The organism is Comamonas sp. lk, assembly GCF_900564145.1.
Taxonomy (GTDB): Bacteria; Pseudomonadota; Gammaproteobacteria; order Burkholderiales; family Burkholderiaceae_C; genus Comamonas.
Genome location: NZ_UOOB01000002.1, coordinates 628651 through 650916 on the forward strand (window position 1 = coordinate 628651; position 22266 = coordinate 650916).

Here is a 22266-nt window from a genome sequence, read left to right on the forward strand (position 1 = left end):
CTGGCAAAGGGACATCGAGCAAGAGCCGCCTCGCGGCGGGGCCGCCCAGGCGAAGGTGTCGTCCCCTTGGGGGGAAGGCGCACAGCGCCTCAGGGGGGACATGTCAATGCACGTGCTCTGCCGTGGCCTTGCCCAGCTCGGACTTGAGCACAAAACTGCCGCCCGCCACATAGCTCTGGCCGGCACTCAGGCCTTGCAGCACCTCGGTGTTTCGGGCATCCGCCTTGCCCAGCTTCACGCTCTGGGCCTTGAAGCCGCCTTCCACGGGAACAAAAACCACGGGCTTGTCGCCCTCGATCTTCTGGATCGCAGCCGTGGTCACGGCCACAGCCGCCTGTTGGGACGAAGCTGTGAGATCCACATTCACGAACAGGCCCGGACGCCAGATGCCGTCCGGGTTGTCCAGCGTGATGCGGGCGGGCGCGGTGCGGGTTTCCTGACCAATCAGCGCGCCCACATAGGCCACGACTCCCGTGGCCTTCGACTCAAAGGCCGTGGCATGCACCACGGCTTTCTCACCCACGCGCACAAAGGGCAGATCGGGAGCGGACACCTTCATCTCGGCCCAGACCGAGCGAAGATCCGAGACGGTGAAAACCGCAGCGCTGTCCTGCACAGCCTCGCCAACGGACAGATGCTTTTCCACTACCACACCATCGAAGGGAGCACGCAGTTCGAAGCGGTTGAGCGCGCCCGCAGAGCCCGCTCCCGCACCAATGGCTGCCAGTTTCTGCTGGGCATTGGCGGCGGCGATTTCGGCCTCGCGCAAGACCTGCTGAGCCTGCAGATAGTCTTGCTCGGCAGAGATTTTTTCCTGCCACAGCTGCTTTTCGCGTTGATAGGTGGTGCGTGCCAGTGCCAGGCGCTTTTGCGCAGCCATCAACTCGCTGCGCTGCTCGGATACGGCCGGACTGGTCAGCGTGGCCAGCAGCTGTCCTTTCTTGACCATCTGCCCCAGATTGGCAGATACGCTCTCGGCCACTCCGGCCACGCGCGGTACCACGTGTGCTGTCTTGTCTTCGTTAAAGCGAATCTCGCCAGGCAGTTGCAGCGTGCTGCCGATGGCAGCAGGGCCTGCGGCGGCCAGCGTCACACCGGCCGCCTTGGCAGCAGCGGCATCCAGCTTGAGCAGGTCTTGCTGCGGCTCCTTCTCTGCATGCGCTCCGCCCTCATGGCTGTGCTCGCCCTGTGGCTCGTCGCCGTGGTCGTCATGGGCTTGCTCCTTGCCATGCTCGTGTTTGTCGTCGTGCGGGTCCTCGCTCTTGCCTCCGCTCTTTTCCGCGCCAGCATGGGCATGGCTGTCCGGCTTGGCGGCGGCAGGCTCGGTGCCGCGCAAAATGGCGAAAGCGCCAGCGGCGCCCAGAACAAGAATGACGGCAATCGCAACCGCCGTGCGGCGCGATGAGGTGGTGGGTAGATTCATGGCGTTCATCGGATTCGCAGATTCATTCAAGACCGGGTACGTCGCCGAGCTGGCGGGTGATATCGGCGGCCGCGCTGTGGGTGGCGACCAGTTGCTCCAGATACAGGCTGCGTGCCTCTGCCAGCGTGCGCTGCGCATCCAGCACGTCGAGGTAGCTGAACTTGCCCAGGGCAAAGCCCTTGGCCGCCACCTCATAGGCCGACTGGGCTGCGGGCAGCACTTGGCGATTCAGCTGCTCGGCCTGGGCGCGGCTGGTTTGCAACAGCTCGTGGTTTTGCAAAAGCTGGGCCTGCAACTGCTGGCGCGTGGCGGTCAGCTCATCCTCGGCCTTGTCGGCCAGGCGCAGAGCCTGCAGCTGGTTGCCACGGTTGCTGTCCAGAATGGGCAAGGGCACAGAGATGCCCATCACCAGCTGGTTGCGCCCCACTTCCTGGGCGCGTTTCATGCCCAGACTGACAGTGGGATCGGGCAGACGCCGGGCGCGCTCGAGGTCCGCCGCAGACTTCGCCTGCAAAACCGCTTGCTGCGCCCGTATCAATTGCGGAGATTGCTCTATTTTTTCTAGCAAGCCCGCTTGTTCTGGAACGCTGGGCAAGCGGCCGACTTCACCGACTGCCGGCCCCAGAGAAGCGGCGGAGCCCCCCCACAAGGCCGCCAGTTGCTGGCGCGCCACGCGCTGACCCGATTGCGCCTGAGCCAGCGCCAGCTGGGCACTGGATTCTGCCACCCGCGCCTTGGTCTCTTCCAGCGGAGCAATCTTGCCCGCCTGCACCCGCTTGGCCGCCGCATCGCGCGCCTGGGCGGCGATCTCCAGCGTTTTCTCATTGAGCTGCACGCGCTGCTGGGCCGCCAGCAAGTTGACAAAGGCGGCACGCACATCGGCACGCAAGCCGGCACGTGCGGCATCCAGCTCGGCCTGGGCCAGCTCGCGGCCGTACTCGGCCACCTTGATACGGGCGGCGCGCTTGCCGCCGATCTCCAGGGGCTGGTTCCATTGCAGCGTCATCGAGCGTGTCTCGCGCCGCGTGTCTTCCTGCGAATAAGCCAGCTCGGGATTGGGCCGCGCCTGGCTTTGCAACACCGCGCCTTCACTGGCGGCCAGCGCCTGACTGGCGGCGCGCAGCGTGGCATTGCGCTCCATGGCCATGGCCAAAGCGGTCTGCAAGCTGATGGGCTGCGCACCAGCGGGTATGGCCGGCAGCTGGGCCCAGGCGAGCTGTCCCGTCAAGCCGGCACATGCCAGCAGTGCCGCTGTCAGCTTCGAGGAAAAATACATAGCCGTCTCCACCCGGCAAGCCGCTGCACGATTGCAAGGCATATCTGGGGCTCAGGGACTGTAGCCAGCGCAAAACGACACAGCTCTGACTTCAAGATGACAAATTCGTCATCTTCGCCAACCGGGGCTTTGCATGACAATCAATGCCATGAAGCTTTTGGTCATTGAAGATGAAGTCAAGCTGGCCGAGTACCTGCAAAAAGGACTGGGCGAAGAAGGCTTTGTGGTGGATATCACCCACAACGGCATTGACGGTCTGCATCTGGCAACCGAACAGGCTTACGACCTGATCGTGCTCGACGGCATGCTGCCCGGCATTGACGGCCTGGCCGTGCTCGCGGCGCTGCGCCAGTCCAGCCAGACGCCGGTGATCATGCTGACGGCCCGTGCCCAGGTGGAAGACCGCGTCAAGGGCTTGCAAGGCGGCGCCGATGACTATCTGGTCAAGCCGTTTGCTTTTTCGGAGCTGGTGGCGCGCATCCATGTGCTGTTGCGACGCGGATTGCAGCAGCAAAACACACCAGAAGCCACGCTGCTGCGCATGGCCGATCTGGAGCTGGACTTGATACGCAGACGCGCCACCCGCGCCGGCCAGCGCCTGGATCTGACGGCCAAGGAATTCAATCTGCTGAGTCTGCTGCTGCGCCGCCGGGGCGAGGTGCTGTCGCGCACCGATCTGGCATCCCAGGTCTGGGACATGAACTTTGACAGCGAAACCAATGTGGTGGAAGTGGCCGTGCGCCGCCTGCGCCTGAAGCTGGATGCACCGTTCGACACCGCCTTGTTGCACACAGTGCGCGGCATGGGCTATGTGCTGGAGCTGCGTGCTGCTACTCAGGGCTAAAGCATGACACCCGGCATTCCCCATCTGGGCAAGCGCCTCTCGCGCTCTCTGGCGCTGCAGACCATGCTGGGCCTGGGCTTTGTGTGCCTGGCCGTTTACTGGGTCACCGCCATCATGCTCACCCAGCGCCAGCAAGACAGCCTGCTGCACAAGCAGCAAGCGGTAGAGCATTTGCTGCAGGAAGGCCGCACCGCCCATACGCCGGACATGCTGATGCATATGCTGGACGATTTTCTGACCGGACACGACGAACTCTCGCTGCGCATCACGGACGCCAGCGGTCAGCTGCTGTTTGAAAAATTGCGCCAGCCCTTGAACGACCCGCGCAGCGAGCGCCTGAGCTTCAGCGTGGAATTGCCCGGCGTGCTCAGCCGCGCGCCCAGCCTGGCCGCGCAAAGCGTACAGGTCGCGCTGATGCTGGACAAACACCCCGACGACGCGATGCTGCGCAAGCTGGCATGGACGCTGGGCCTGGCCTCCATCGTCGGCGCTTTGCTGGTCTCGCTGTTCAGTACCTGGCTGGTACGCCGTGGACTGGAGCCCCTGCATTTGCTGCTGGAGCAAACCCGTCAGCTCACCGAGCAGGACTTGACGCGCGACTGGAAAAAACGGCTGGACGACAGCGGCCAACCCCAGGAACTGCGGCCCCTGATTGCACAGTTCAACTCGCTGCTGGCCAGACTGGCCGTAGCCTACCGGCAAATGGAAGCTTTCAACGCCGATGTGGCGCACGAACTCAATACCCCGCTGACCACGCTGATCAGCAGCTGCGAGCTGGCCTTGCGCAAACCGCGCAACGCCGAGGAACTGCGCGACATTCTGGCCTCCAATCTTGAAGACCTGCAGCGCATGGCCGGCATCGTTGCCGACATGCTATTTCTCTCGCACGCCGACCGTGGCGAAGGGGCACGCCGCACGGCGGTGGCCAGTCTGGCCGCCCTGGCCTGCGAGGTGACGGAGTTTCACGAAGCGGCATTGCAGGAAGCGGAGGTGCAGGTACGCATTGATGGCGATGTCAGCGCACAAGTCGATGCCCGCCTGCTGCGCCGGGCACTGTCCAATCTGCTGGGCAATGCCACGCGCTATGCCGTCAAGGGCTCGACCATCGTGGTGCAGATCACGCACAGCACGCCGCCTTGCCAGCTGACACTGGCCGTGCACAACACCGGCCCCGAGATCGATGCCGAGCATCTGCCGCGGCTGTTCGATCGCTTCTACCGCTCCGACGCTGCCCGCAGTCAGGCAGACCGCAACCACGGTCTGGGGCTGGCGATCGTGGCGGCCATTGCGCGCATGCATGGCGGCCAGGTGTTTGCCCAATCCGGCAACGGCAGCACCTGCATAGGCCTGCGGCTGCCATTGCAGTAACCGCGCCAGGCCGGTGCGGGCCCACAGGCGCTCGCAGGCCTTGCCGACATGCGCGGCATCTCTCGCGGTTCACCATGAAGGCGGAGCGCATGGGCGCTCTTTGATCGGAGACGCGAATGTACTTCTACACCACCCATCCATCGCTGCGCAGCCGCCTTCTGACTTCCTTGCTGTGCGCAGCAAGCGTGACGGCATCGCCCGCCTTTGCTGCAGATGAAGCTCCGGCCATGCGCGAACAAGGCGCGCTGCAATACCGCTGCGGCGGCATAGGCAAGGATGAATCCACCGCCATGCGCTCAGCGATGAAGGACTATCCGCTGTCTCTGTTGTTTGCGGCCAAGGACGGCGAGTATCTGGCCGATCTCACCGTCACCATAGAGGGCGGCAAACAAACCCAGACATTCACGGCCAGCGGCCCGGTTTGCCTGCTCAAACTGCCTGCGGGCAGTTATACCGTGAGCGCCACGACCAAGGACGGCCAGAATCAAAAGCGGCAGGTTCGCGTGGGCGCCAAACACCAGAGCCTGGACTTGCGCTTCTAGCCCCCCACGCGCACAGGCGGGAAGAATTTTGGCGACAATCGCGGCATGTCCCAAGACAGCAACTCCTCCAGCTACTCCACCCATTTGCAGGCCGGCAATGCCCTGGTCGCGCAGGCCCAGTCGGTGGCGACCCAAGACTTCAACCAGGCACGTGCACTGTGGCAGGCCGCCGGCAAGGAGTTTTACCTTGCCCACAAGGCCGACATGGACCAGCCCGAAGCCGCATTCCGCCTGGCCCAGGCCTGGATGGCCGAAGCCCATGCACTGCAAAAAGAAGGCTCGGCCAATGCGGCCGTCATGTGGGCCAATGCCGCAGCCCAGTGCGAGCTGGCCTTTGATCTGAACCAGGAAGATGGCCGCGTGGCCATGACGGCCGCCAGCTGCCATCAGTTTGCCGGCGAGCACGATGCCGCCAAGGCCTGGCAGCAGATCGGCATGCATTTGCTGCAGCCTGATGCAGCGGCAAACCAGAGCTCAGCAGCCAGCTGATGGCGGCTCAATCTTTGGCGGCCTGAGTTCGGCTGCCGAAGGTCGGCAAAACCGCCATGCATGCCGGACGAGAAACGGCATACTGCTACAAAACAAATAGCATTATTTAGCCATCGTGCCCAGGCTGCGCACGATGGCGCCGGCATGCGAAATCACAAACAGCAGCAGGCCTATGGCACCGCCCACCAGCGTGCCGTTGATGCGTATGTACTGCAAATCCTTGCCTATATGCGCCTCTATCAGTTCGGACAGCTGTTGCGAATCCCAGCGTTTGACAGTGTCGGCAATATGCAGCCCTATGAACTGCGAGACATCGGGCGCCAGCGAGCCGGCCCAGCGCTTGAGACGCTCGTTCATGGAGGTGCGCAGCGCCTCGTCGTGCGCCAGGGAATGGCCCAGCCAGCGGCCCATGGCCGTGGTCTTGCGGGCCAGGGCCGAATGCTCGTCAGCCAGATCTTTTTCCAGCTTGGCGCGCAGGCCCAGCCATAGTTCGCGCAGATAGCTGGCCAGCTTTTCGTCATGCAGCAGATAGTGGCGCAACTGCTCCACCCGCTGCTCGTACTCGGGGTCGTGCTTGAGTCGCTCTATCAGGCGGTGCACCGAGGCATCAAAGGCCTCGCGCATGCGGTGCTCGGGGTTGGTGGCAATGTCTTGCAACATGCTGTCCATGGCCGCCGCAAACACGCTGGCGCCTTTTTCGCTGAGCCAGTCGGTGGGCAGCATTTTTTCCTTGAGCGGATGCTCGCGCTTGAGCCAGGAGACTATGGTGTGCGCAATCAGCACATGGGTCTGCTCGGTGCGCAGCACACTGCTCAGGCGGGCCAGCACATCGTCGAGCACGGCCTGATGGCGCCCGCCCTGGGTCAGACCCGTGAGCAGCGAAGCCGCCGTACCCGAGAGATTGAGCTGGGACAGCACCGCCTTGAGAGACTGGCTGAGAAACTTCTCCACCTGCTTGTCCTGCACCATCTCCAGTCCGGCCAGCGCCATGCGCGCCACCTGTTTGCCCAGCAGCTGACTGTTGGCGGGCGTGGTCAGCCAGTCGCTCAGGGCTTGTGCAGGGTTGTTGCGCTCGATCAGCGCCATCAGCGAGGGAGCATCGAGAAACTTGTCGCGCACGAAGACGGCTAAGTTCTCGCCGATGCGATCCTTGTTGCGCGGAATGATGGCCGTGTGGCGTCCCACCAGGGGCAGCGGTATAGGGCGAAACAGCGCCGTCACCGCAAACCAGTCGGCCAGCGCCCCCACCATGGCGGCCTCGCAAATCGCGCGCAGACAGACCAGCCACAAGGGGACGACCTCCCAGCGTGCACCCGTCACTGCCGTGGCAATGAATCCGGCGGTCACCAGCAGCAAAAGCACCAGAGGCAGGCGCTTGGCCTGCTGCAATGTCAGGCGTTGTTCGGATGTGAGCATGGGCCAAGCATAGGGCAGGCCCAAGGCTGCGCCAAGGCGCAACGGACCCTAAGCCTGTCATCCGGCATTGATGCGGCACCTGACAGGCCTTTGCGATTGCGCAGACAATGCCGGTTTTGAGTCTTTTGCATCCCAGAACACCATGACCGACGCCATCCGCCCCGAACTGCCCGACCACCTGTCCATCGACCCCCGCAGCCCCCACCATGTGGCCGCCGTGTTCGAGCACGACATCGGCATCCGCTTCAACGGCAAGGACCGCTTTGACGTGGAGGAATACTGCGTCAGCGAAGGCTGGGTGAAGGTGCCGGCCGGCAAGACCCTGGACCGCAAGGGCAAGCCCCTGCTGATCAAGATCAAGGGTACGGTGGAAGCCTACTACCGTTAAAAAAACAGCTTGAAGCGATTGATGAACATACGCTTCAAGCTATTGATAAGATAGCAATCAGGCCAGCGCTTCGGCGGGGCCGAAGAACTCGTAATGCACCTGCGCCTCGGGCACGCCCAGCTCGCGCAGGGATTGCTTGACCGAGCGCATGAAAGCCTTGGGGCCCAGGAAGTACACATCGGCATCGCGCGACTCCGGCAGCCACTGGCCCAGTTGCGCGGCACTCAGATGGCCTTGGGCATCCACGCCATCATCGGCTTGCACTGTCTCATAGCAGTAGTGGCGCGTCAGCTGCGCATGCTCGGCGGCCAGCGTATCGATGGCATCACGGAAAGCATGAACCTTGCGCTCGCGTGCGCAGTGGATGAAGGTGATGGAACGGCCGGTGGGCAGCGCAGCCTGCAACATGGGCAAGGTGGGCGTGATGCCCACACCGCCGCTGATCAGTACCAGCGGCTTCTCGCCATCCTTCAGCGTGAAATGGCCTGATGGTGCAAACAGCTGCAGCACATCGCCCACCTTCACGACATCGTGCAGATAGCTGGAAACCTTGCCACCCTCTTCGCGCTTGACGCTGATGCGATAGCTCTTGCCATTGCTGGCCGCAGACAGCGAGTAATTGCGGCGCTGCTCCACGTCATCGATCACCAGGCGCATGCCTATGTACTGACCGGGCTGGTGCGCCATGACGGCGCCGCCATCCACAGGCTCCAGATAGAAGGAGCTGATCTCGGCGCTTTCCGCCACCTTGTGGCTGAGCTTGAAATCACGCGCACCACGCCAGCCGCCGGGCGCGGCTGCGGTTTGCTCGTACACGCTGCGCTCGGCTCCGATCAGGATATCGGCCAGCTGCTGATAGGCCGCACCCCAGGCCGCCAGCACTTCGTCGGTGGCGATTTCGGCACCCAGCACTTCGCGGATGGCACGCAGCAGGCAGGCACCGACTACCGGGTAGTGCTCGGCCTGCACCTGCAGCGCTACGTGCTTGTTGATGATTTGCGCCGGCAGATTGCCCAGACCTTCCAGGCGATCGATATTCTTGGCATACATGAGCACGCTGTGGGCCAGCGCGCGCGGCTGGGAGCCGCTTTGCTGGTGGGCCTGATTGAACAGCGGACGCACCTCGGGGTGACCGGCCAGCATGATTTGATAGAAATGCGTGGTCAAGGCCTCACCGCCGGTTTCCAGCAGCGGCACGGTGGAACGAACAATTTCACGTTGGCGATCGGTCAGCATAGAGGTTTCCTTGTTTCTCATGGAGGTTTGAACCCATATCTGCAAAGACCATGCCAGCTATCACAGGCTGTAAAAACAAGGACTTGCAGCAAACAGTGTCAAATTGACTCCATGAGAAAGCAGTCTTATTGACTGCATACAATGTCGATATGACCGCAACCAAAATACTCCACGCCGTCATCCCACTGGTGGCCGATCTGGCCCAGGACCTGCCCGAGCGCGAGCGCCTGCGCCGCCTGCTTGCCGCTCTGCGCACCTTGCTGCCGGCCGATGCCGTGGCCCTGTTGCGCCTGGAAGGCGAATGGCTGCGCCCGGTGGCGATTGACGGCCTGGTGCCCGACGCGCTGGGCAGGCGCTTCAGACTGGCCGAACATCCCCGGCTGGCCCAGCTGCTGGCGGCAGGCCAGGCCATGCGCTTTGAACCCGACAGCTCTCTGCCAGACCCTTACGACGGCTTGATCGCCCATCACGGTCCGCTGGACGTGCACGACTGCATGGGCTGCGTGCTGCAAACCGGTGGCCTGAGCTGGGGTCTGCTGACGCTGGATGCACTGGAGCCCGGCCGCTTTGCCGATGCGGCGGCGCTGGACATGCTGCAGGCCTTCAGCAATCTGGCCGCAGCCACCGTGGCCACGGCCGAGCGCGTGCAGCAACTCACCCAGATGGCGCGCGAGGGTTCTCACCCCACGCCCGCCGAAGCCAGCCGCTCCGAGCCCGAGATGCTGGGCCACAGCCCCGCCATGCGCCAGCTCAAAAAAGACATAGGCCTGGTGGCTGCCAGCGATCTGAGCGTGCTCATCACCGGCGAAACCGGCACCGGCAAGGAGCTGGTGGCACAGGCCGTGCATGCCCAGTCCGCCCGCGCAGACAAGCCCCTGGTCAGCATCAATTGCGCGGCCCTGCCGGACAATCTGGTGGAAAGCGAGCTCTTCGGCCATGTACGCGGCGCTTTCACCGGTGCACAAAGCGAGCGGCGCGGCAAGTTCGAGCAGGCCGATCAGGGCACGCTGTTTCTCGATGAAGTGGGTGAACTCTCCTTGCCCGTGCAAGCCAAGTTGCTGCGCGTGCTGCAAAGCGGACAGCTGCAGCGGCTGGGTTCGGACCGCGAGCACCATGTGGACGTGCGCGTGGTGGCGGCCACCAACCGCGATCTGGCCGAGGAAGTGCGGGCCGGGCGCATGCGGGCCGATTTCTATCACCGGCTCAACGTCTATCCGCTGCAGGTGCCGGCGCTGCGCGAGCGCGATAGCGATGTGCTGCTGCTGGCCGGATATTTTCTGGAAGAGAACCGCTCCCGCCTGGGCCTGGGCGGCTTGCGCCTGGATGCGCAAGCACAGTCGGCCCTGCTGCTACAGCCTTGGCCTGGCAATGTACGCGAGCTGGAGCATCTGATCAGCCGCGCCGTGCTCAAGGCCTTGAGCCGTCAGACTACGGCGGCAAGTAACGACAGCCAGGCAAAGCGGCCGCGCATGGTCAGCATAGGGGTACAGGATTTATGGGAAGCATCGCCGGCCTCCGGGCCGGCGCCAGCGCCCTCTTCGGCCCTACCAAAAGAGCTGCCCGTGCCCGAGGCGGCTGACGAGGCCGGTCTGCGCGAGAGGCTGCAGAGCTATGAACGCCAACTGGTAGCCGATGCGCTGGCCCGCCACCAAGGCAGCTGGGCCGCCGCAGCGCGCGAGCTGCAGATGGACAGGGCCAATCTGCAGCGCACCGCCAAGCGGTTAGGCATTGAACGCTCCTGATTCAGGAACATCAAGCCTGTAATTCTGCTATTTCAGCGACCGTTGACGGCCAGCAGTTCCACATCAAACTTCAGCGTGGCATTGGGCGGAATCGGACCGGTACCACGGCTGCCGTAGGCAATGCTGGCCGGGCAGGTCAGCGTGGCCTTGCCGCCCACCTTCATCTTCTGCACGCCTTCAGTCCAGCAGGGAATCACGCCGTTGAGCGGAAAATCGATGGGTTGTTTGCGTGCATAGGAGCTGTCGAATTCCTTGCCCGTCTCGGGGAAGTAGCCGCGGTAATGCACCGTGACTTTGTCCGAGGCCTTGGGGCTGGCACCCGTGCCTTCGGTCACGCTCTGGTAGATCAGGCCGCTGGCCGTGGTCACGGGCTCGGCGGCTTGCGCTGCCAAGCCGAAAGCCAGTGCGGATGCGGCCACCAGGGCCTGTGCAATCGTGTTCATTTGCTGATTCGCTTTTCTTCAAACAAAGCGCCATACGCTATGGCGCAAATACCGGTGGAAATTAACGCGCCGTCGTATCGCCCCGCGATGGACGGCCCGTCCAGGGCCAGCTGTCACCCACCACATTGCTGGCCTGGCCCTTGAGACTGCCATCACTTTGCAGCGTACCCAGGTAAACGGCGTAACTGTCGTTAAAGCGCAGGATGAGGTACTTGCCCTTGGCCTCCCAGCGATCGTTGTCGTGGGTTCGGTCATTGGGATCGGTATTGATCATGCGGCCGCCGCCATGCAGCTGCACGTCATACATGCGCTCGCCTTCGCCGGCGTTGTAGTTCAAGGCCCAGCGCGAGCCTTCAAACAACTTGCCGGCTGCAGCCTCGGCGGGCGGCCTGGCCGAATTGGGCGCACGGCTCACGCTCTCGGCCCGGGCCATGGGCCCAGACAACAGCAGAGCCGCAGCCATCACGACGGGCAGCACGCCCATGCGCGGCGGCTTCATGTTCAGGCCTTGGCAGCCGGAATGCCGATATCGTCCAATGCCTTGGACAAATGCCCCACGCTGCGATCCACGTCATGCCATTTCTCCAGGCCGAACAGGCCCAGACGGAAGGTCTTGAAATCCGGGCCTTCATCGCATTGCAGCGGCACGCCGGCAGCGGTTTGCAAGCCCACCTTCATGAAGGCGCGGCCGCTTTGAATTTCGGCATCGCTGGTGTAGCTGACCACCACGCCCGGTGACTTGAAACCTTCGGCCGCCACGCTGGGGAAACCGCGCGACTGCAACAGGGCTCGCACCTTGGTGCCCAGCGCAATCTGCTCCTCGCGCACCTTGGCAAAGCCGTAGGCACGCGTTTCCAGCATCACATCGCGCAGGCGCAGCAGGGCATCGGTGGGCATGGTGGTGTGATAGGCGTGCTGGCCTTTTTCATAGCCTTCGGCAATCTGCATCCACTTCTTCAGATCGCAGGAAAAGCTGGAGCTTTTCGTGTCTTCAATCGCCGTGCGGGCGCGCTCGGACAGCATGACCATGGCGCAGCAAGGCGAGCTGCTCCAGCCTTTTTGCGGCGCCGAGATCAGCACGTCCACACCGGTGCTTTCCATGTTCACCCACATGGCACCCGAGGCCACGCAATCGAGCACGAACAGCGCGCCCACTTCGTGTGCAGCATCGGCCACGGTACGCAGATATTCATCGGGCAGCAAAATGCCGCTGGCCGTTTCCACATGCGGAGCAAACACCACCTTGGGTCGCTCTGCGCGAATGGCATCGGCCACCTCTGCTGCGGGGCATGGTGCCCAGGGGTCCTGAGCGCCCTCACCCTGCTTGCGCGCCTTGCAGACCACAGAGCCGCCGCCCAGACCGGCATCGGCGTCGAAAATCTGCGTCCAGCGATAGCTGAACCAGCCGTTGCGCACGATGAGCACTTTCTCGCGATTCGCGAACTGGCGCGCCACGGCTTCCATGCCGAAAGTGCCGCTGCCGGGGATCAGCACGGCCGTATGGGCGTGATAGACCTCTTTGAGCGTGACCAGAATGTCCTGCATCACGCCCACAAACTTCTTGGACATGTGGTTGAGTGCTCTATCGGTGTAGACCACCGAGAACTCGAGCAGGCCATCGGGATCGATATCGGGAAGCAGTCCGGGCATGAATCATCTCCAGTCAAAAAGGCCGCACCCCTGCACATCAAGGGCACGGTCGGCAGCACCGTGCATTGCCGGGCTGCTCATTGGAAACATCCAGCTTAGCATGGGCTGCGGCCATGCACGGGCGGCCCGGTCACCGGTAAAAACACAGGTGACAGCATTCCAAAACACGCGCTATATCCGCGCATTCATGGCAGATTTTTGAAGACGCGCTGCGCCGGCTCACCAGGTGTCGATGAAACCGCCCGTGCTCTCGCGCACCTGGCTGCCGGCCAAGCCGCGCACCAGCCAGGCCCGCGTGTCTGCAGGGTCGATGACGGCATCGATCTCCAGCGTGGCCGCCATATGCATGGCTTCGCCATGGGCATAGGCCTTGTCCAGCAGTTTCTGGAACAGGGCATCACGCGCTGCACCCTCGGGCAAGGCTTCAAGCTCCTTGCGAAAGCCCAGGCGCACCGCGCCTTCCAGCCCCATGGCGCCGAACTCGCCCGTGGGCCAGGCCACGTTGAAGATGGGCGCATGAAAGCTGCCCGCCGTCATGCCCATGGCACCCAGCCCATAGCCTTTGCGCAGCACCACGCTGAAATACGGCACGCGCAGCTTGGCGGCGCTTACAAACAAGCGGCTGACATGGCGTACCTGCGCCGTTTTTTCCACCTCCGGGCCAACCATAAAGCCCGGCGTATCCACCAGGCTGACGATGGGCAGTCCATGGGCGTTGCACAGCTGCATGAAGCGCGCCGCCTTGTCGGCCGCATCGGCATCGATGGCTCCGCCCAGATGCAAGGGGTTGTTGGCCATCAGTCCCACGGGCCTGCCCTGGATGCGCGCCAAGGCGGTATGAATGCCCAGACCAAAGCCGGTGCGCAGCATGAGCAAGCTGGCTTCATCCACCAGGCCTTGCATGGCGGTGCGGCTGTCATAGGCGCGCAGACGATTCTCTGGCACCACATGGCGCAGCATGCGGGTATCGGGCTCCGACCATGCCTGCGTGCGCCCCTGAAAAAAGGAGAGGTAATGCCTGGCTGCCGCCACCGCCTGCGCTTCGTCCTCCACCAGAATATCGATCACTCCATTGGGGTGCTGCACGCTGACCGGGCCTATCTCCTCGGGCTTGAAAACGCCCAGCCCGCCGCCCTCGATCATGGCCGGCCCGCCCATGCCGATATGGCTGCTGCGCGTGGCAATGATCACATCGCTACAGCCCAGCAACGCGGCATTGCCCGCAAAGCAGCGGCCGTGGGTGATGCCCACCACGGGCACCTGGCCCGAGAGCGCGGCATAGGCGGCAAACGTATGGACATGCAGGCCGGCCACCACGGGAATATCGGTATCGCCGGGTCGGCCGCCGCCGCCTTCGGCAAACAGCACCACGGGCAGCTTTTGCTGCAGGGCAATGCCCAGCATGCGATCCGTCTTGGCATGGTTGCGCGCCCCTTGCGTACCAGCCAGCACCGTGGCGTCATAGGCCATGACGACGGCGCGCGATGGCGCCTCGCCAAATTCCGCGGCGTTGATGGAGCCTATGCCCGTCACCATGCCGTCCGCCGGTGTGTTGGCAACCAGGTCTTCCAGACTGCGGCGGCGGCTTTGCGCTGCAATCGCCAGCGCGCCGTATTCGATAAAGCTGCCGGCATCGCAAAGATCGGCAATGTTCTCGCGGGCGCTGCGAGAGCCCTGCGCATGACGCTTGTCCATGGCCTGGGGCCGCGCCGCATCCAGCGTCAAAGCGTGCCTGTCCTTGACCCGCTGCAGGTCGGCGCGAATATGGTCCGGATCCTGCGCCTGTCCGGCCACTTCGGCCTGCGCCGCATCACCGACGGCAGCCTGCAACACCAGCAACGGCTGGTCTTGCACCACATAGCTGCCGGACTCGGCCAGCAAGGCCTGGACCGTGCCGGCCTGCTGGGCCAGCAACACATGCTGCATCTTCATGGCTTCGAGAATGCCCAGCTCCGCGCCTTTGGCGACCATCTCACCCGCAGCGACAGACCATTGCACCACTCTGGCCGGCATGGGCGCCAGCACAGCATTTTCAGGAGCGTCTTGCGCTTGACTGGATTGGATTTCAGCCGAAATAAGTGCTGAATTCTTTTGAAAATTAGCGCTGTCAGCTATCTTTTCAGAAGCATCCACCAGCTGCGGCAGAACTTCTTCCAGCCAGCGCGTATGCACGGCCTGGTATTGCATCTCGGGCCGTTCGGCCAGCGCCTGCAGCAGCGGCAGATTGGTGGCGAATCCGGCAATGCGGCACTCGGCCAGCGCGCGCTTCGAGCGGCGCAGCACCTCCTCAAAACGCGGCGCGTTGCTGTGCACGATGAGCTTGGCCAGCAAGGTGTCGTAATGCGGCGATGGGCTGGCGCCCTGTTGCGCATGGCTGTCGATGCGAATGCCCGGGCCTTGGGGCCAGTGCAGCTCTGCAATACGGCCGCTGCCGGGGCGGGAGTTGCCTTGCCCATCCAGCGTTTCGGCATTGATGCGCCATTGCATGGCATAGCCGCGCGACTGCGGCGGCTGGTTCACGTTCAGGCCCAGATCGGCAAAGTGATCGCCTGCCGCCAAACGGATCTGGGCCTGCACCAGATCCACACCAAACACCTCTTCGGTAATCGTGTGCTCCACCTGCAGCCGCGGGTTGGCCTCGATGAACACATAGGGCAGTGCCGTGGAGTTCAGGTCCACCAGAAATTCAAACGTGCCCAGGCCTTCATAGCGGATATCGCCGGCCATACGCAGCGCGTCCTGGGTGATGCGCTCCCGCAGCTCCTGCGTCAGGCTGGGGCTGGGCGCGATTTCCACCAGCTTCTGAAAGCGCCGCTGCAGCGTGCATTCACGCTCGCCCAGAGCCAGCGGCCATTCGCTGCCATCGCCCAGAATCTGCACCTCGATATGGCGTGCACCCGTCATCAGGCGCTCCACATACACGCCGTCCACGCCAAAGGCGGCGCGCGCTTCGCTGCAGCAGCGCTCATAGGCGGCAGCCACCTCGTCGGCCTCCATCACGGCACGCATGCCGCGCCCGCCGCCGCCGCTAATGGCCTTGATCATGATGCCCGTGGCACCGCCCGCTTTCTGGGTTGCAAAAAAATCCTGGGCCTGGCCCAGCGTGACGGCCTTCAGGCTGCCCGGCATCAGCGGAACGCCGCTTTGCTGCGCCAGCGCCCGGGCGCGTGCCTTGTCGCCCAGCAAGGACAGTTGCTCCGGCGTGGGACCGATAAAGCGCACACCGGCTGCGGCGCAGGCCTTGGCAAAGTCTGCGCTTTCGCTCAAAAAACCATAGCCCGGATGCAGGGCATCGCAGCCATGGCGCTGCGCAATCTGCAGCAGCCGCGCACCGTCCAGATAGGCCGACGGGCCGCTGGCATCCAGCGCCACCGCCTCGTCTGCCGCAGCCACATGGGCGGCTGCGGCATCGTCTTTCGCATACACGGCCAGACTGGCCACACCCAGCTCCTGCAGCGCACGCACCACGCGCAAGGCGATCTCGCCGCGATTGGCGATCAGGACTTTTTCAAACATAGAACTCTCAATTCAATAGCTATAAGCGATTGCCATATATGCGTTGCGACCCATTTCAAGCCATGTCCCGCAGCAGGCGACGCAAGACCTTGCCCGCGCCCGTGGCCGGCAGCGCGTCAATAAAGCGCACCTCGCGCGGCGCCTTGTAATTGGCCATGTTCGCCTTGGCCCAGCTCAGCAGCTCATCGACCTCCAGGCTTTGCCCCGGCTTGCGCACGATGAAGGCTCGCACCATCTCGCCTTTTTGCGGATCGGGCATGCCAATCACCGCCGCCTGTGCAATCGACGGATGCTTGATCAGCAGCGTTTCCACCTCCTCGGGAAACACGCTATAGCCCGAGACCTTGATCATTTCCTTGAAGCGACCGATGAAGGTCAGATAGCCATCGGCATCGATCCTGCCCATGTCGCCCGTGTAGACCCAGCCGTCCTTGAGCGTCTTGGCCGTGGCCTCGGGCTTGTTCCAGTAGCCCTTGAAGTTGCCGGGGCCGCGAATGATGATTTCGCCCACCTCGTCGGCCACCAGCTGCCGGCCGGTTTCCGGATCGATGATGCGTATCTCATTGCCCGGCACCGGCTTGCCATGCGTGCCCCAGCGTATGGCGTTGCCGGGCATGGTGGTGTCCATGGTGTGGGTCTCGCTCAAGCCGTAGGCGGCCTCGCTGGAGACACAGTTCGGCGTGTAGCGCCGCCATTGCTCGGCCAGCTCCTGGGTATAGGTAATGCCGAAGCTGGTGACCGTGTTGCGCCGCAGCGATGTGAGGTCCATCATCTCCACGCCTGGGACTTGCATCAGCGCCACATTCATGGGCGCGATGCTGTACCACCAGCTCACGCGATAGCGCTCTATGGCCTGGGCCACGGCCAGCGGATCAAAGCGGTGCAGCAGCACGCAGGGCGCACCGCTGTGCACGGGAATATTCACCCCCATGGACATGCCGGCAATGTGATAGAGCGGCGCCACGGCCAGCAACATGTCCTGGCCCGAGACATCGGAAGAATCGGCCGCTGCAGCCGTCTTGTGTGCGGCACTGCCGAAGCTGAGCATGGCGCCCTTGGGCAGACCGGTGGTGCCCGAGGTATAGGTCATCAGCGCCACATCGTCCATGGCCACGGCCACCGGCTGCGGCCTGGCAGCGCTGTGCATCACATCCCAGAACGAGATTACCGCGTCAGGCAGGGGCTGCATGGGCTGTTGCAGCTCTGGCGGCAGCGGCAAAGTGGCGTGCGATGGCAGCCATTCGGCATAGCGCACGGCCAGCACATGTTGCAAGCGGGTGCTGGCCCGTACCTTGTCCACTACCGGCAGCAAGCTGTCGGCGGCAATGATGACACGGGCCTGCAAATCGTTGAGCTGGTAGTCCAGCTCATGCTCCTTGTTCAGCGGGCCGCAGGGGCAGACGATGGCGCCGATTTTCTGGATGGCGTAATGCGCCACGATGTACTGCGGGCAGTTGTTCATGAACAAGGCCACAGGCTCGCCTTTTTTGACTCCCAGACCTTGCAGATGCGCGGCCACGGCATCGCTGCTCTCATCCATCTGCTGCCAGCTGATGTGCTGGCCGTACCAGAGGTAGGCATCACGCTCGGGATGGTTGCGCGCGTTGCGGCGCAAGACCTCATGCAGGGGAATGAGGGACGCAGAATCAGCCATGGTTTGTCTCCTAGGTGTCTGTTGAAAATCAAGCCCTGGCGCGGTGTTTCCCGCGATCTCAGGGATTGTCTTGAGTGAATGCAGGACTTGATGCCTTGCAAATATATACCCGCTGGTAGAACAATACTACCCATCGGTATAACCATCGCGACACACGAAAACCCGCACCCCGAAATGAAAGAGAAAGCACCTTCTGCACCGGCAGCGCCCAAGGGCCGCCAGCGCCTGCCCACGGCAGGCTCGGACGAGAAACGCGAACGCATACTCAAGGCCGCCGAAGCCCTGTTCGACCGCAATGGCTACGCCAACACCACCATCGAGCAGATCGTGCAGGCGCTGGGGGTGACCAAGCCGTTTGTCTATTACTACTTTCGCAACAAGCAGGAAATTTTCGAGACCCTGTGCTGGTCGCCCACCGAGGCCTGCTTCACGGTGCTGGACTTTGCGGCGGACGATCCGCGTCCGGCCCATGAAAAAGCCGTGGACGGGCTGCAGCGCCTGATTGCGGCCACGATTGCGCATTACCCGGCCGGCTTTTTTCCCTACCGCGAGCCGCAGGCTTTCAGCCCCGCCTATCTGAAGGCCTCGCGCGCCGTGGCCCAGAAGTTCTACAAGGAGTTCTGCGCCCTGCTGGAGCAAGGCCGCGCCAGCGGACATTTCGATTTTCGCGAAACCCGCATCACGGCCCAGGCTGCCTGCAGCCTGCCCGGTTTTCTCTACAACTGGTACCGCCCCGATGGCCGCCTGGGCACGGCCGAGATGGTGACCGAGCTGACCGAGCTGGCCACCCGCGTGCTGGGGCTGACTCCGGCCGCAACAACCATGGCGGCCGGCAAAGCCGTGAAAAAGCCCCGTGCGGCAGCGAAGAACAAGGCCCGTGCCACACCACCGCCAGAAACGGCGCCCCAAAAAGCCGCCAAGAGTTAGATACCACCGTTAGAAGTGTCTGTCAGACACCAGCAAGACAGGCCGCAACCGCCGGTGGACGACGGCTGCCCGCTCACCACTCCAGGAGACCCATCCATGCCCCCTCGCTTCACCGCTCTTGCCGCAGCCGCCGCGCTGTGCACGGCCACGCTTTCAGCCCAGGCGGCCGAGCCGTTCAAGATGGCTTTTATCGATCCGCTCTCCGGCCCGTTTGCCAATGTGGGCGAGGTGATGCGCAACCACGTGCTGTACGCCGTCGACGATGTGAATGCGCAAGGCGGCTTGTACAACGGTGCCAAGCTGCAGCTGCTGCAATTCGACAGCAAGCTATCGGCGCAGGAAAGCCAGAGTGCGCTGCAAGCGGCCATAGACCAGGGCGCCCGCGTGGTGGTGACGGGTGGCTCAGGATCTTCCGTGGTCACGGCGCTGGTGCAGGCGGCTGCGCGCTACAACCAGCGCAATCCGGGCAAGGAGGTGCTGATACTCAACCACTCCTCCATCGATCCCGAACTCACCGGCAAGGCCTGCAGCTTCTGGCACTTCATGTTCGATGCCAACACCGCCATGCGCATGCAGGCGATTGCCAACTACATCAAGAGCCAGTCCGAGATCCGGAAAGTCTTTCTGCTCAACCAGGACTACGCCCACGGCAAGCAGTGGGCCAATTACGGCCGCCAGATGGTGGGCCAGGCCAGACCCAATATCCAGTTTGTGGGCGAGACACTGCACCCAATGGGGCGCATCAAGGACTTTGCGCCCTATGTCTCCAAGATGAAGGAGCTGGGCACAGACTCGGTCATTACCGGCAACTGGGGGCAGGATCTGACGCTGCTGCTCAAATCCGCCGGCGACGCCGGCTACAAGCTGCGCTATTTCAACCACAGCGCCGGCGGCTTTCCTGGCACGGTGACTTCCATTTCCCAGGCCAGGACAGGCCAGGTGACTTGGGTGGCCGAATGGCACCCTGGCATGGCGGATCGCGTCCAGGCCGATGCCCGCGCCAAGGAGTACAAGGCCAGGATGAATCAGGACTTTCTGGCTCCGCGCATGGATCTCGTGCCGCGCATGCTGGCCGCCGCCATGGCCAAAGCCCAGTCCACCGAAACCGTGAAGATTGCCAAGGCCATGGAAGACATGTCCATGGACACCGTCTTCGGCCCCGTGAAGATGCGCGGCAAGGATCACCAGCTGCTGCTGCCCCAGGTGGTCAACACCATCGCACCGGTGGACGGCAAGCTGGTCAAGACCGGCTGGGAAGGTACGAACTACGGCTTCAGAACCGATGCCGTCTATTCTGCGCAGCAGGTCGATCAGCCAAGCGAGTGCCAGATGAAAAGGCCGTAAACACTGCCTCTGAACGGCATGGCAGGGCTCAGGCGGTAAAAACTGGCGCGGCCCAAACCCGAGATACCGAGCAAGGGCCTAGGTGGCCCCGCCGCTCCGCAGCGTAGGTATCGCCCCCTCCGCGAAGCAGAGAGGGGGAAGCCGCTACGCGGCTCAGAGGGTGCCTTCAATTTCTTCAGAGGGTGTAGCTACGCGCCCCAAAAATCCCGCTGCCCACCCGCACCATGGTGCTGCCTGCGGCCACCGCAGCCTCCAGGTCGCCCGTCATGCCCATGGACAGGGTGTCGAACTGCTCAAGCCCAGGCAGCGCACTGCTTTTTATGTGCTCGAACAAGACTCTAGCCTTTTCATGTACTGCACATTGCGCTTCAAAATCAGGAGCATCATCAGGAATACTCATGATGCCGCGCAACACCAGACCGGGCAGTGCGGCGACGGCCTGGGCCAAAGCCAGCGCGTCGGCTGGTACCACTCCGGACTTGGTTTCGCCGCCATCGACATTGACCTGAATGCAGATCTGCAGCGGCTTCATGCCTGCAGGCCGCTGAGCCGACAGGCGCTCGGCAATCTTGAGCCTGTCCACGGTCTGCGCCCAGTCGAAATGCTCGGCCACCAACCGCGTCTTGTTGCTCTGGATGGGGCCTATGCAATGCCATTGCAGCTCGGCGCCACCCGGCAGTTGCATGGCACGTACGGCGGCTATCTTGTCCACCGCCTCCTGAATATAGTTTTCGCCAAAGCTGCGCTGGCCGGCGAGCACGGCCTCACGCACCGCGTCTGCGCCAAAGGTTTTGGAGACTGCCAGCAGCTGCACATGGTCAGCCTGGCGGCCGGCTTGTGCGCAAGCCGTGGCCATACGGGCACGAATCTGCCCCAGATTGTTTTCAATCGTCGTCATAATTACCGCCAGAGTATCAAACACGAGGGGGCTTTCCGTGGACATCACGCAATTGCTGGCTTTCAGCGTAAAGAACAAGGCTTCGGACTTGCATTTGTCCGCCGGCCTGCCGCCCATGATTCGAGTCCACGGCGATGTACGTCGCATCAATGTGGATGCGCTGGATCACAAGACCGTACATGCCATGGTCTACGACATCATGAGCGATGCCCAGCGCAAGGCTTACGAAGAATTTCTGGAAGTGGACTTTTCCTTCGAGATCGAAGGTCTGGCCCGTTTCCGTGTCAACGCCTTCAACCAGAACCGCGGCGCTGCGGCGGTCTTTCGTACCATTCCCAGCAAGATCCTGACACTGGAGCAGCTCAACGCGCCCAAGATCTTCGGCGATCTGGCACTCAAGCCTCGCGGCCTGGTGCTGGTGACCGGCCCCACGGGCTCGGGCAAATCGACCACGCTGGCCGCCATGGTCAACCACCTCAACGAGACCGAGTACGGTCACATCCTGACGGTGGAAGACCCTATCGAATTCGTGCACGACTCCAAGAAGTGCCTGATCAACCAGCGCGAAGTCGGCCCCATGACACGGTCTTTTGCGGCGGCGCTGAAATCTGCGTTGCGCGAAGACCCGGATGCCATCCTGGTGGGTGAAATGCGCGACCTGGAAACCATTCGCCTGGCCATGACGGCGGCCGAAACCGGTCACCTGGTTTTTGGCACCCTGCACACCTCGAGCGCTGCCAAAACCATAGACCGTATCATCGACGTCTTCCCGGCCGAGGAAAAGGAAATGGTACGGGCCATGCTGTCGGAGTCGCTGCAAGCCGTGATCTCCCAGACGCTGTGCAGAACCAAGGACGGCCAGGGCCGCATTGCGGCACACGAGATCATGCTGGGCACCAGCGCCATCCGCAATCTGATCCGCGAGGCCAAGGTGGCGCAGATGTACTCCACCATCCAGACCAGCCAGAACGTGGGCATGCAGACGTTGGATCAGAACCTGACCGATCTGGTGCGCCGCAACGTCATCACCTCGGCCGAGGCCCGCAGCAAGGCCAAGATCCCAGACAACTTCCCCGGCTAAATCCAGCCATAGCAATCACATGGATGCCG

19 protein-coding genes are annotated in these 22266 nt (G+C 63.0%); 9 read left to right on the forward strand and 10 right to left on the reverse strand.

The genetic code is table 11. From position 1 onward, the window contains the following. Positions 1–103: 103 nt before the first annotated feature. Positions 104–1423, reverse strand: a complete 1320-nt coding sequence (locus tag EAO39_RS21645) for an efflux RND transporter periplasmic adaptor subunit (protein WP_120971928.1) — start codon at positions 1421–1423, stop codon at positions 104–106. A gap of 22 nt (positions 1424–1445) precedes the next feature. Then, positions 1446–2699: a TolC family protein gene (locus EAO39_RS21650; RefSeq protein ID WP_120971732.1), complete on the reverse strand. Its 1254-nt coding sequence runs from the start codon at positions 2697–2699 to the stop codon at positions 1446–1448. A 148-nt stretch (positions 2700–2847) separates the two neighbouring features. On the opposite strand from EAO39_RS21650, the gene EAO39_RS21655 reads away from it, so the two are divergent. The 4 genes from EAO39_RS21655 to EAO39_RS21670 all read left to right on the forward strand — a co-directional run bounded on the left by EAO39_RS21655 (position 2848) and on the right by EAO39_RS21670 (position 5942). Then, positions 2848–3543, forward strand: coding sequence for a heavy metal response regulator transcription factor (locus EAO39_RS21655; protein WP_120971929.1), 696 nt, complete (start codon positions 2848–2850; stop codon positions 3541–3543). 3 nt (positions 3544–3546) lie between these two features. Then, a complete protein-coding gene (locus tag EAO39_RS21660) occupies positions 3547–4911 on the forward strand; it encodes a heavy metal sensor histidine kinase (protein ID WP_120971733.1) in 1365 nt (454 codons plus the stop codon). Positions 4912–5027: 116 nt separating this feature from the next. Further along, entirely contained in the window at positions 5028–5453 is a 426-nt protein-coding gene (locus EAO39_RS21665; RefSeq protein WP_120971734.1) for a hypothetical protein, read from the forward strand. Positions 5454–5498: 45 nt separating this feature from the next. After that, positions 5499–5942 carry a hypothetical protein gene (locus tag EAO39_RS21670; RefSeq protein ID WP_120971735.1) on the forward strand — a complete coding sequence of 148 codons (444 nt, stop codon included), beginning with the start codon at positions 5499–5501 and terminating at the stop codon, positions 5940–5942. Positions 5943–6044: 102 nt separating this feature from the next. Here the strand turns inward: EAO39_RS21670 and EAO39_RS21675 are convergent, their stop codons facing one another. Next, complete coding sequence (locus EAO39_RS21675) at positions 6045–7358, reverse strand: DUF445 domain-containing protein (RefSeq protein ID WP_120971930.1); 1314 nt, start codon at positions 7356–7358, stop codon at positions 6045–6047. A 142-nt stretch (positions 7359–7500) separates the two neighbouring features. Here EAO39_RS21675 and EAO39_RS21680 point away from each other — a divergent pair, with 142 nt between their 5' ends. After that, positions 7501–7746, forward strand: a complete 246-nt coding sequence (locus EAO39_RS21680; RefSeq protein ID WP_120971931.1) for a DUF3297 family protein — start codon at positions 7501–7503, stop codon at positions 7744–7746. A gap of 57 nt (positions 7747–7803) precedes the next feature. Here the strand turns inward: EAO39_RS21680 and hmpA are convergent, their stop codons facing one another. Continuing rightward, complete coding sequence (gene hmpA / locus EAO39_RS21685) at positions 7804–8982, reverse strand: NO-inducible flavohemoprotein (protein ID WP_120971736.1); 1179 nt, start codon at positions 8980–8982, stop codon at positions 7804–7806. A 149-nt stretch (positions 8983–9131) separates the two neighbouring features. Here hmpA and norR point away from each other — a divergent pair, with 149 nt between their 5' ends. After that, complete coding sequence (gene norR, locus EAO39_RS21690) at positions 9132–10724, forward strand: nitric oxide reductase transcriptional regulator NorR (protein ID WP_120971737.1); 1593 nt, start codon at positions 9132–9134, stop codon at positions 10722–10724. Positions 10725–10756: 32 nt separating this feature from the next. Here the strand turns inward: norR and EAO39_RS21695 are convergent, their stop codons facing one another. From EAO39_RS21695 to EAO39_RS21715, 5 genes are all read right to left on the reverse strand, one after another. Beyond that, complete coding sequence (locus tag EAO39_RS21695) at positions 10757–11167, reverse strand: FKBP-type peptidyl-prolyl cis-trans isomerase (protein WP_120971738.1); 411 nt, start codon at positions 11165–11167, stop codon at positions 10757–10759. 61 nt (positions 11168–11228) lie between these two features. Then, complete coding sequence (locus EAO39_RS21700; protein WP_120971739.1) at positions 11229–11666, reverse strand: hypothetical protein; 438 nt, start codon at positions 11664–11666, stop codon at positions 11229–11231. A 2-nt stretch (positions 11667–11668) separates the two neighbouring features. Then, positions 11669–12817 carry an aminotransferase class V-fold PLP-dependent enzyme gene (locus EAO39_RS21705; RefSeq protein WP_120971740.1) on the reverse strand — a complete coding sequence of 383 codons (1149 nt, stop codon included), beginning with the start codon at positions 12815–12817 and terminating at the stop codon, positions 11669–11671. A gap of 219 nt (positions 12818–13036) precedes the next feature. Next, positions 13037–16333: a carboxyl transferase domain-containing protein gene (locus tag EAO39_RS21710; protein ID WP_120971741.1), complete on the reverse strand. Its 3297-nt coding sequence runs from the start codon at positions 16331–16333 to the stop codon at positions 13037–13039. Positions 16334–16388: 55 nt separating this feature from the next. Further along, positions 16389–17987: an AMP-binding protein gene (locus EAO39_RS21715; RefSeq protein WP_120971742.1), complete on the reverse strand. Its 1599-nt coding sequence runs from the start codon at positions 17985–17987 to the stop codon at positions 16389–16391. A gap of 174 nt (positions 17988–18161) precedes the next feature. Between EAO39_RS21715 and EAO39_RS21720 the strand changes: the two genes are divergently transcribed. Together EAO39_RS21720 and EAO39_RS21725 are read left to right on the forward strand one after the other, a co-directional pair. After that, a complete protein-coding gene (locus tag EAO39_RS21720) occupies positions 18162–18914 on the forward strand; it encodes a TetR/AcrR family transcriptional regulator (RefSeq protein ID WP_120971743.1) in 753 nt (250 codons plus the stop codon). Positions 18915–19010: 96 nt separating this feature from the next. Then, complete coding sequence (locus EAO39_RS21725; protein WP_120971744.1) at positions 19011–20258, forward strand: branched-chain amino acid ABC transporter substrate-binding protein; 1248 nt, start codon at positions 19011–19013, stop codon at positions 20256–20258. 175 nt (positions 20259–20433) lie between these two features. Here the strand turns inward: EAO39_RS21725 and EAO39_RS21730 are convergent, their stop codons facing one another. Beyond that, on the reverse strand, positions 20434–21156 hold the full coding sequence (locus EAO39_RS21730; protein WP_120971932.1) for a YggS family pyridoxal phosphate-dependent enzyme: 723 nt from the start codon (positions 21154–21156) through the stop codon (positions 20434–20436). A gap of 37 nt (positions 21157–21193) precedes the next feature. On the opposite strand from EAO39_RS21730, the gene EAO39_RS21735 reads away from it, so the two are divergent. Further along, entirely contained in the window at positions 21194–22237 is a 1044-nt protein-coding gene (locus EAO39_RS21735; protein WP_120971745.1) for a type IV pilus twitching motility protein PilT, read from the forward strand. Positions 22238–22266 lie beyond the last annotated feature (29 nt).

What these genes read in the sequence shown, in the direction of transcription:
- EAO39_RS21645 (WP_120971928.1), bottom strand. Translation starts at nt 1,423, where the DNA reads ATGAATCTACCCACCACCTCATCGCGCCGCACGGCGGTTGCGATTGCC.
- EAO39_RS21650 (WP_120971732.1), bottom strand. Translation starts at nt 2,699, where the DNA reads ATGTATTTTTCCTCGAAGCTGACAGCGGCACTGCTGGCATGTGCCGGC.
- EAO39_RS21655 (WP_120971929.1), top strand. Translation starts at nt 2,848, where the DNA reads ATGAAGCTTTTGGTCATTGAAGATGAAGTCAAGCTGGCCGAGTACCTG.
- EAO39_RS21660 (WP_120971733.1), top strand. Translation starts at nt 3,547, where the DNA reads ATGACACCCGGCATTCCCCATCTGGGCAAGCGCCTCTCGCGCTCTCTG.
- EAO39_RS21665 (WP_120971734.1), top strand. Translation starts at nt 5,028, where the DNA reads ATGTACTTCTACACCACCCATCCATCGCTGCGCAGCCGCCTTCTGACT.
- EAO39_RS21670 (WP_120971735.1), top strand. Translation starts at nt 5,499, where the DNA reads ATGTCCCAAGACAGCAACTCCTCCAGCTACTCCACCCATTTGCAGGCC.
- EAO39_RS21675 (WP_120971930.1), bottom strand. Translation starts at nt 7,358, where the DNA reads ATGCTCACATCCGAACAACGCCTGACATTGCAGCAGGCCAAGCGCCTG.
- EAO39_RS21680 (WP_120971931.1), top strand. Translation starts at nt 7,501, where the DNA reads ATGACCGACGCCATCCGCCCCGAACTGCCCGACCACCTGTCCATCGAC.
- hmpA (WP_120971736.1), bottom strand. Translation starts at nt 8,982, where the DNA reads ATGCTGACCGATCGCCAACGTGAAATTGTTCGTTCCACCGTGCCGCTG.
- norR (WP_120971737.1), top strand. Translation starts at nt 9,132, where the DNA reads ATGACCGCAACCAAAATACTCCACGCCGTCATCCCACTGGTGGCCGAT.
- EAO39_RS21695 (WP_120971738.1), bottom strand. Translation starts at nt 11,167, where the DNA reads ATGAACACGATTGCACAGGCCCTGGTGGCCGCATCCGCACTGGCTTTC.
- EAO39_RS21700 (WP_120971739.1), bottom strand. Translation starts at nt 11,666, where the DNA reads ATGAAGCCGCCGCGCATGGGCGTGCTGCCCGTCGTGATGGCTGCGGCT.
- EAO39_RS21705 (WP_120971740.1), bottom strand. Translation starts at nt 12,817, where the DNA reads ATGCCCGGACTGCTTCCCGATATCGATCCCGATGGCCTGCTCGAGTTC.
- EAO39_RS21710 (WP_120971741.1), bottom strand. Translation starts at nt 16,333, where the DNA reads ATGTTTGAAAAAGTCCTGATCGCCAATCGCGGCGAGATCGCCTTGCGC.
- EAO39_RS21715 (WP_120971742.1), bottom strand. Translation starts at nt 17,987, where the DNA reads ATGGCTGATTCTGCGTCCCTCATTCCCCTGCATGAGGTCTTGCGCCGC.
- EAO39_RS21720 (WP_120971743.1), top strand. Translation starts at nt 18,162, where the DNA reads ATGAAAGAGAAAGCACCTTCTGCACCGGCAGCGCCCAAGGGCCGCCAG.
- EAO39_RS21725 (WP_120971744.1), top strand. Translation starts at nt 19,011, where the DNA reads ATGCCCCCTCGCTTCACCGCTCTTGCCGCAGCCGCCGCGCTGTGCACG.
- EAO39_RS21730 (WP_120971932.1), bottom strand. Translation starts at nt 21,156, where the DNA reads ATGACGACGATTGAAAACAATCTGGGGCAGATTCGTGCCCGTATGGCC.